2 protein-coding genes and 1 pseudogene are annotated in these 1,372 nt (G+C 48.6%); all 3 read right to left on the reverse strand.

Translation table 11 applies throughout. The features are described 5' to 3' along the window. A partial coding sequence (locus R8N28_RS24955) for a DUF4198 domain-containing protein (protein ID WP_318183633.1) occupies positions 1 to 721 on the reverse strand: 721 nt, incomplete at its 3' end. A gap of 15 nt (positions 722 to 736) precedes the next feature. After that, positions 737 to 1,276 carry a DUF2271 domain-containing protein gene (locus R8N28_RS24960; RefSeq protein ID WP_005479631.1) on the reverse strand — a complete coding sequence of 180 codons (540 nt, stop codon included), beginning with the start codon at positions 1,274 to 1,276 and terminating at the stop codon, positions 737 to 739. A 23-nt stretch (positions 1,277 to 1,299) separates the two neighbouring features. Continuing rightward, a pseudogene (locus R8N28_RS24965) lies at positions 1,300 to 1,372 on the reverse strand (peptidase); the annotation flags it as partial.

A 1,372-nucleotide genomic window follows, 5' to 3' on the forward strand; every position in this document is an offset into this window, starting at 1 on the left:
CCACGTCTGGCGTAAAAGTAATTTTTCCGTCTTTATCACTCACCACATCAATTTGCTCTTGATGGTTGCGATACAACGTTCCTTCACGCGTGATCTCTGCCGTCACACCTTGTTGAGGTTTGCCATCGAAGAAGAACTGGAACGTCACCGCTTCACCTTCAATGATGTCAGATGGGTGAGTCAGCGGTTTTAGCTCTAGCAATTTGCCTTCAATTTCTAACGCTTTTTCTGTTGGTTTACCGACCGTGATGTAGCTTTCTGCGCGGGTGTAGCTTAGCTGAGTCACCACATCACGCGTTTTTTCTGGTAGCACATCAGCGCGCTCAGCTTTATTGGCTCTAACCCACTTCACAGTATCGCGGCGACCTGCTTTGTACTGGGTGTAGTAGCTCGGCTCATTGTTGATCGCAACCTTATGCGTGCCCTCTTCAACAAAGAAGAAATCGAACATCGAACGACGCTTACCGCGTATTACAAAGTTCGGACGCTCAGAGCGGCCATCCGGCATGATGACAAAAGCTTGTTCGCTACCTGCTGGCTTATCGAATACAAATGTGCCATGAGAAGCGGTCACATCGAACGTGAGCCAATCACCACCTTCTTTAGAAACGGTAAAGTGCGAAGGCAAAACCCAACGAGGATGCGCTTGTGCCGTTGTCGCTGCAGCTAATCCCATTGCCATTACGCTTGCTAACGCCACTGCTTTCATTTTGGTTTTCATTGTTGTGTCCTTCTATCACTTAACTTGGTAATTGACGGTGATGACCCCCGTCTCTTGAGTTGGTTTGAGTTGGTAGCGCACCTCACTGTCCGCTAATGTCATTTTTTGGCGCAAGTAGTTGCGACCACCGTGTTCACGAACGACCTCAACATGTAAAGTATAGTCACCTTGCTCAAGGCGTTCGCCTGCGTCGTTAGTACCATCCCAAACAAATCGATACTGCCCAGCAGGGCGAGTCGCAGACGTCACAGCGTCAATCAGATCGCGATCATAACGACCCACTTTTCGCCACCAGCTGCGCATGTCTTTGAGCCACTCATCCTTACCGACCCAAAGCTGAATGGTTTTAACGGATTGACGTTGTTCATCTTCAACCCACACTGCGACGTAAGGACGGGCGTACATTGAGGTATCGATCTTTGGCAATTCAAATTCAAAGTCGATTTTGGCAGCATCAGGTAAAGGCGCAGCCAAAACTGGCCATGGTGCTAAAGCCGCTACCAACGCCGCTTTGCAAAATAGGTTTTGGCGAAGTAACTTGCCTGTGTTCAACATAAGCTTTTCTCTACAACTGGCTGTTAAGGCACAGCAACAAAATAAATGACGAGCGACAGCAACGAGCCAAAGCTCATCCACTGCAGTGATGTTCTG

This window comes from Vibrio sp. Vb1554 (assembly GCF_033344235.1).